This window comes from Hydrogenophaga sp. (genome assembly GCF_965657535.1).
Lineage (GTDB): Bacteria > Pseudomonadota > Gammaproteobacteria > Burkholderiales > Burkholderiaceae_C > Hydrogenophaga.
The window spans coordinates 1-5,866 of record NZ_CBFHOP010000016.1 but is presented as its reverse complement, the minus strand read 5'-3'; the positions used below and the strand labels follow the sequence as shown (position 1 = coordinate 5,866).

The 5,866-nt window shown below is 56.1% G+C and carries 4 protein-coding genes and 2 pseudogenes; 3 read left to right on the top strand and 3 right to left on the bottom strand.

Features of this window, described 5'->3' with window-relative positions; translation table 11 throughout:
- Positions 1-119: 119 nt before the first annotated feature.
- Positions 120-1,087: pseudogene (locus ACTG4K_RS18460) on the bottom strand (aldehyde dehydrogenase family protein); the annotation flags it as partial.
- 825 nt (positions 1,088-1,912) lie between these two features.
- Between ACTG4K_RS18460 and ACTG4K_RS18455 the strand changes: the two are divergent.
- Both ACTG4K_RS18455 and ACTG4K_RS18450 read left to right on the top strand, forming a co-directional pair.
- Complete coding sequence (locus tag ACTG4K_RS18455; protein WP_439115686.1) at positions 1,913-2,926, top strand: hypothetical protein; 1,014 nt, start codon at positions 1,913-1,915, stop codon at positions 2,924-2,926.
- 32 nt (positions 2,927-2,958) lie between these two features.
- Positions 2,959-3,681: a hypothetical protein gene (locus ACTG4K_RS18450; protein ID WP_439115685.1), complete on the top strand. Its 723-nt coding sequence runs from the start codon at positions 2,959-2,961 to the stop codon at positions 3,679-3,681.
- Positions 3,682-3,980: 299 nt separating this feature from the next.
- Here ACTG4K_RS18450 and ACTG4K_RS18445 read toward each other — a convergent pair whose 3' ends face one another.
- Positions 3,981-4,229, bottom strand: a complete 249-nt coding sequence (locus ACTG4K_RS18445; RefSeq protein ID WP_439115684.1) for a hypothetical protein — start codon at positions 4,227-4,229, stop codon at positions 3,981-3,983.
- A gap of 165 nt (positions 4,230-4,394) precedes the next feature.
- Positions 4,395-5,342 (bottom strand): annotated as a pseudogene (locus tag ACTG4K_RS18440) (IS5 family transposase).
- A 194-nt stretch (positions 5,343-5,536) separates the two neighbouring features.
- Between ACTG4K_RS18440 and ACTG4K_RS18435 the strand changes: the two are divergent.
- Positions 5,537-5,713, top strand: coding sequence for a glycine zipper 2TM domain-containing protein (locus ACTG4K_RS18435; protein WP_439115683.1), 177 nt, complete (start codon positions 5,537-5,539; stop codon positions 5,711-5,713).
- Positions 5,714-5,866 lie beyond the last annotated feature (153 nt).

Genomic DNA, 5,866 nt, shown 5'->3' with positions numbered 1-5,866 from the left:
TCTTGCGCTTTCTTTTTCCATGATTCTCTGATCACGAAAACCAGACAAAGTTCAGACTTTATCAGGCCTTATCTATATTCACCGCATCCTTAATTCATTCACTCATGCATGTGGCCGCGTTAGGCGAGGATGTCACCGAGGCAGAGGTACTTGATCTCCACATAGTCGTCCATGCCGTGGTGCGAGCCTTCGCGGCCCAGGCCCGACTGTTTCACGCCGCCAAATGGCACGTGTTCGGTGGCCAAAATGCCCACGTTGATGCCGACCATGCCGTATTCCAGTGCTTCGGCCACGCGGTAGATGCGGCCAATGTCGCGGCTGTAAAAGTAGCTGGCCAGGCCAAACTCGGTGTTGTTGGCGGCGTCCACGGCTTCCTGCTCGGTCTCAAACTTGAAGATGGGGGCGAACGGGCCAAAGGTTTCTTCCTTGGCGCACAACATGTCGGCGGTGGCGTCGGCCACCACGGTGGGCTCAAAAAACTGGCCTGCCAGGCGCTTGCCGCCGGCCACCACGCGCGCCCCTTTGGCCAGGGCGTCGTCCACGTGGCGCTGCACCTTCACCAGCGCGGCTTCTTCAATCAGCGGGCCCTGGTTCACGCCGTCTTCAAAGCCGTTGCCCACCTTGGCGGTCTTCACCTTGGCCGCGAATTTGGTGACGAACTCGTCGTACACGCCACTCTGCACGTACAGGCGGTTGGAGCACACGCAGGTTTGGCCGGCGTTGCGGTATTTGCTGGCAAAAGCGCCTTCCACGGCGGAGTCGATGTCGGCGTCGTTGAACACGATGAAAGGCGCGTTGCCGCCGAGTTCGAGCGACATTTTTTTGACCGTGGGTGCGCTTTGCGCCATCAGGATGCGGCCGACTTCGGTGGAGCCCGTGAAGCTGATGTGGCGCACCACGTCGCTGGCGCACAGCACCTTGCCCACGGCAATGGAGTTGTCGGCATCGGCGGTGACCATGTTGAGCACGCCGGCTGGGATGCCGGCGCGAATGGCCAGTTCGGCCGCGGCCAGCGCGGTGAGCGGCGTGAGTTCAGCCGGTTTGATGATGACCGGGCAGCCAGCGCGGGCGCGACCTTGCGGGTGATCGTCGGCGATCCGGATCGTCACGAACCGGGCATTTGCCGGCAAGTGCGTTACGACAGATGGACTCGAATCCAAGGCGCTTCCTTTCCGGTTGTTGGGGCTTTGAGGTGTCACGGCCGCCCGGCAGTCACGGAACTCAACGGCTGATAAACGGCTTGTCATCAGAGGTGACTGGCCTGCAATGCGTGTGCGGGTTATCCCAATCCTTCGGGGTCATTGACATGGGTGTCAAGCGGAGGGCCTTGGCGCGTGTGAGCGGCTGCTGCGTGAGTAGGCAGCCGGGCGCGACCGATTGCTTTGGCCCTGTGAAATTTGAATTTTCGCTGCCGTTCGCCCAAGGAGGCTGCGCGGCAGAAGGCATCGAAGCGAAACGGTGGGAAAAAGAGCCCAACCAAAGCCTGCTTCTGAGGACTGTGGCCCTTGCCGCAGCCGGAAACTCGGGGACGGTTGGCACTTTTTTCCACCCACCTATTGCCGTTGAGACTCGCCAGTTGCGAAATTCTCTGGAGTCAGGGCACCGGCCTGACCCTTGCAATGGTTGGGCAGCAATTTTGTGTCTTTTTTCACAAACTCCCGTACTTTTTGGCGTGTGATTGAGAAAACCGTCACTTTCGGGCCATGGGCAAGACCGTATTCGGCGCCCACAATGAATGAATGTTACATTTTAAAACATGTCAGTCGGTAACAAAAAATACGTTTTTGTTGACGTCTGTGTTGCCAGACTCCAAAAGTCTGAAAGGATGCAATCACCACAGCCTAAACCAGCTAAGAACAAGACACATCCAATCTTTTGTCGAAATCGCTTCAAATTCAGAAAGAATGCAATCATGACCACCACAAGACGAGAACTTTTAAAAAATACCACCGCGTTAGCATCCGGTATTTTGGTCCCCTCCAGCGCGGGGTTGCTTGGCGCACTGTATGCTGAATCGGCAGATGCTGCCCCCAGCCTCGGCTTTGAAATAGAGCGAACAATTCCAGGCGGTCTTAGCTTAGATAAGCTTGGAGGGGTTCCCGGTAAATGGACTATCAGATCATCAGAAACCAATGTTTATTGGAGACATCCATATAAAAAAGACAAATTTTTGCGTACAAAGTCAAGGAGCGTTACAGTTTGGAAGGATGATAAACCGATTGATAAATACGTTTTCACTCCAGAAGTCAAGGATCCCATGCGTGGATCTGTGGAAATATTATCCTGGCAACTTCGCGATTGGGTACACGTAGGTTCGCTCTCCAGCGGCGGCCACCACGCCCGAAAGCTCGCAAGCGCCCCTATTTTTTCCAGCGCCACGAAACTTTTTGTAGGTAGCTCACTGGTCGCATTGGGAACTCTCGGAGCTTTAGTGGGCAAAGCGCAATATGTATTCCCCACCATATACCGACAAGAGTTTAAATTCAATGATGCAAACAAAGTGAATAACAACAATCAAGGCTGGTTGATAGGCTGGTACGACCCCGAGGTAACCTCATACGTGTTTGAGCTGGCAGGCGCCGTATTGATGAAACCCATCAATACCAGAATTTCAGATGCAATGGCTTTTAAAGCTACCGCAGACAAAGTCTTTTACACGACAGGGTTTTCGCTGTTGGCGGCATTTGGCACACTTCTTGCTACATATTATTACACAGCAATTGACCCCAAAATTGACAAAACAACTGGACTTTTTGCAGCGCTCTCAGTGACAGGCGCTGCTGGAATAGCGGCCATTACCGGTGCGATCACCTACACCACTTTCAATCCAAGGTATTTGAGAGAGGCGCGAATCGTTAGAGAAGATCTCTACGAGCTGTTTGTCAACGGGGCCTTGAAGGCTCGGTTTCCCCAAAAGCCCGTTTAATCAGGAAGTTGAGTGAGCGCATGAATTAATTTATGACTTTGCGATCAACCACTCTGTTTATTTTGGCACTGATTGCGGTGGTTTATTGTTTGCGTCCAGATCCGGTTGATCTGCCTAAAGTATCAACCGGATCTGGCCGAAATAATTTCAATACACCGGCTGTAAATGACCACATCAAGTACAGCGACGACGACAACAGCGCCGCACCTTGCGGCATGGCTGCGATCAATCCATTTGGGAGCAGCTTTCAGAGCTCCTGCGTGGACAGCGCGGAAGGCGTAGATGCCGAGGATGCCGAGGATGCCAAGTATGTCGACACCGATGACATTATGGTGGTCAATGCTTTGGCAGCAATGATAGACCAAGAGCGGTCAGAAAAATCAGCGAAGCTAGACCATGACCTTGACGAAATCAGGCGAGGAGATTTCAAAAATATCGAAAAAATACTAGATGACCTCTGGTCCTGCCAAGAGCCCGACGCGTGCGATGTGGTTGCCCTGAAAAATTACAAAATTGATTTTGTAAGAACAGCCCAAACCGCCATCAACCAAGGCAATCAAGATGCGATGTATGGACTTGGAATGTATTGGTACTATGACGTGATTCCAGATGCTCCAACCAGAGAAATCAGTATCGAAAAAAGCCTGCACTATTTGGCGATGGCATCCGAGCTTGGGCATACCGAGGCAACAAAATGGAAAGATCTTGTTTCTGCGGAAATCCCGCTGGACTCGGAAGAGGTCGCAGAACAGTAATATAGATTGCTACCATCTGAAAATGGATTCATTGCCTGGTTTATGGAATGGGTTCGCCTTGGTGGTGTAAGCAGCTGATTGACTGATATGCCCCCAGAGTGTCAACCTGGAACAAGCCCTTTGCGAGCGCTTGGTGCCCAGCCCGTGAGGTCTGACTCAGCCACAGATGGATGAGTGGGTTGTCCGTGTCTGCGATGCCGTTGCTCGTCGGCTGCAACGGGCAGTAAAAAGCCCCATTTCGTTCCTGTTTTTCTGTCCGTGGCGTCGGCCACCTGCTTCAAAAGCAGGTCCAAGTTGGGCTACTTTCCCATCCGTTTTGTCTCGACGCCTTCTGCCGCGCAGCCGCGTAAGTTGAAGCGCTCTGGAAGCAGCTCGAAAAAGGCCTCAACCCGGTTGCCAAAGGCCAGAGCACCACGCTCGATGTGAGTGAACTGCACCGCTTGGTCGCCGAATACCAAAAACACGCTGCCTTTGAGGAAGCCGAATTTTCGCCTCTGGCCGAAGAGATACGGGAACCGTCTGGCCGCGCTGGGCTTGTCGCTGCACATGCGCCATGTCAAGCCGGTTAACGCGACGTGTGAGTGCGCTCTGGTGCCGCGCCCCGCTGCACCGAGGCGAGCTCCGGTCCTCAGCGGCGAGTACGGTGACCGGTTTTGAAGGGCTTTGTTGCACAAGTTGAAAGCGAAACGAGATGACCCCCACCCCAGACGCAGCTATGCCATGGCAAGCACGGGCACCGTGGTCGGGCGCCCGAGTTGTGTGAAGCGGTTGAGCAGAGCCACACGCACATGCAGCTCCACCACCTGACGCTCAAACGTGCGCGCCGTGACCCGCTCGCCCAGACGCTTGAAGCAGTGCATCTTGGTCGACATTAGGCTCCTGCGGTGGTAGCCGCTCCACTGCTTCCAGATGCCGCGCCCCAGCCTGCAACATGCTCGCAGCGCTTCATTGCGCGCCAGCGCTCCCGCCCGGGTCGCCTTCCACGGTTGGGCGTTCTTGCGCGGGGGAGTCACCGCCTGCGTTCCTTTCTGGACTATCGCCGCATGGCACGCCTTGGTGTCGTAGGCGCCGTCCCCGCTGACGCTGGCCACCGCTTCATCGGGCGGTATCTGGCTCAGCAGTTCGGGCCGCATCGGCGCATCACCCACACTGTTGTCGGTGACCTCGATGGCTCGGATCTCCAGCGTGTTCGCATCGATGCCCAGGTGCACCTTGCGCCACTGGCGCCGGTACTCGGCCCTGTGTTTCTTGCGCTTGCACTTCCCTTCGCCCAGGAACTTGATGCCTGCGCAGTCCACCAGCAGGTCCAGCGCTGTGGTGCTGGCCCGGTAGGGCAGTTGCACACGCACGCTCTTCTGGCGCCGGCTCACGGTGCTGAAGTCGGGGACACGCCACTCCAGCCCCGCCATGCGCAGCAGGCTTTGCACCAGACCCAGGCTTTGGCGCAGGGCCAGACCGAACAGGCATTTGATGCTCAGACAGAACTGGATGGCGGCGTCGGAGAACACCCGCTGGCGACCTCGCCGACCATTGGCCGGGGCTTACCACTGCATGACCTTGTCCAACCAGATGGTCACCGATCCTCGGGCCTTGAGTGCGGCTTTGTACGCAGCCCAGTTGGTGGTCTTGTAGCGGGTCTTGATGCCCTTGGGTTCTGTCATGGGCTGAAGCTATCAGGTCGTTGAGCGGGGTTTGTGCAACAAAGCCCTTTTCTATTCACACCGTTTCAAAGTGAAAATCATGCACACATTTAAACCACATTGGTTGGCCGTTGGCCGTTGGCCGTTGGCCGTTGGCCGTTGGCCTTTCAACGCTGGGTCTGGCGGGCTGTGCTGCGCCGGGAGGGCCCAATGAAATGGGCGGTACCATCATCGGCGGGGTGCTCGGCGGTGCGCTGGGCAATCAGGTTGGTGGCCGACGAGGGCGCACGGTCGCGACGGTGATCGGCGCTTTGGTGAGCGCGAACATCGGCGCCAACGTGGGTCACTCTATGGATGGGAACGACCGTGCCCGCACCGCCGAGGTTTTTTGAAACGGCGCCCACCGGTCAGCGACCCAGTGGGTGAATCCGGATGCCCGCAACCAATTTGCGGTCACGCCCACGCGCACCTATTGATGCGGCCCTGTGAAGTCTTAAGCTGCATAGCGGACGCGATGGTCCTGGAAGTAGCTCATGACGCGCTCG

What these genes read in the sequence shown, in the direction of transcription:
- ACTG4K_RS18450 (WP_439115685.1), top strand. Translation starts at nt 2,959, where the DNA reads ATGACTTTGCGATCAACCACTCTGTTTATTTTGGCACTGATTGCGGTG.
- ACTG4K_RS18445 (WP_439115684.1), bottom strand. Translation starts at nt 4,229, where the DNA reads ATGTGCAGCGACAAGCCCAGCGCGGCCAGACGGTTCCCGTATCTCTTC.
- ACTG4K_RS18455 (WP_439115686.1), top strand. Translation starts at nt 1,913, where the DNA reads ATGACCACCACAAGACGAGAACTTTTAAAAAATACCACCGCGTTAGCA.
- ACTG4K_RS18435 (WP_439115683.1), top strand. Translation starts at nt 5,537, where the DNA reads ATGGGCGGTACCATCATCGGCGGGGTGCTCGGCGGTGCGCTGGGCAAT.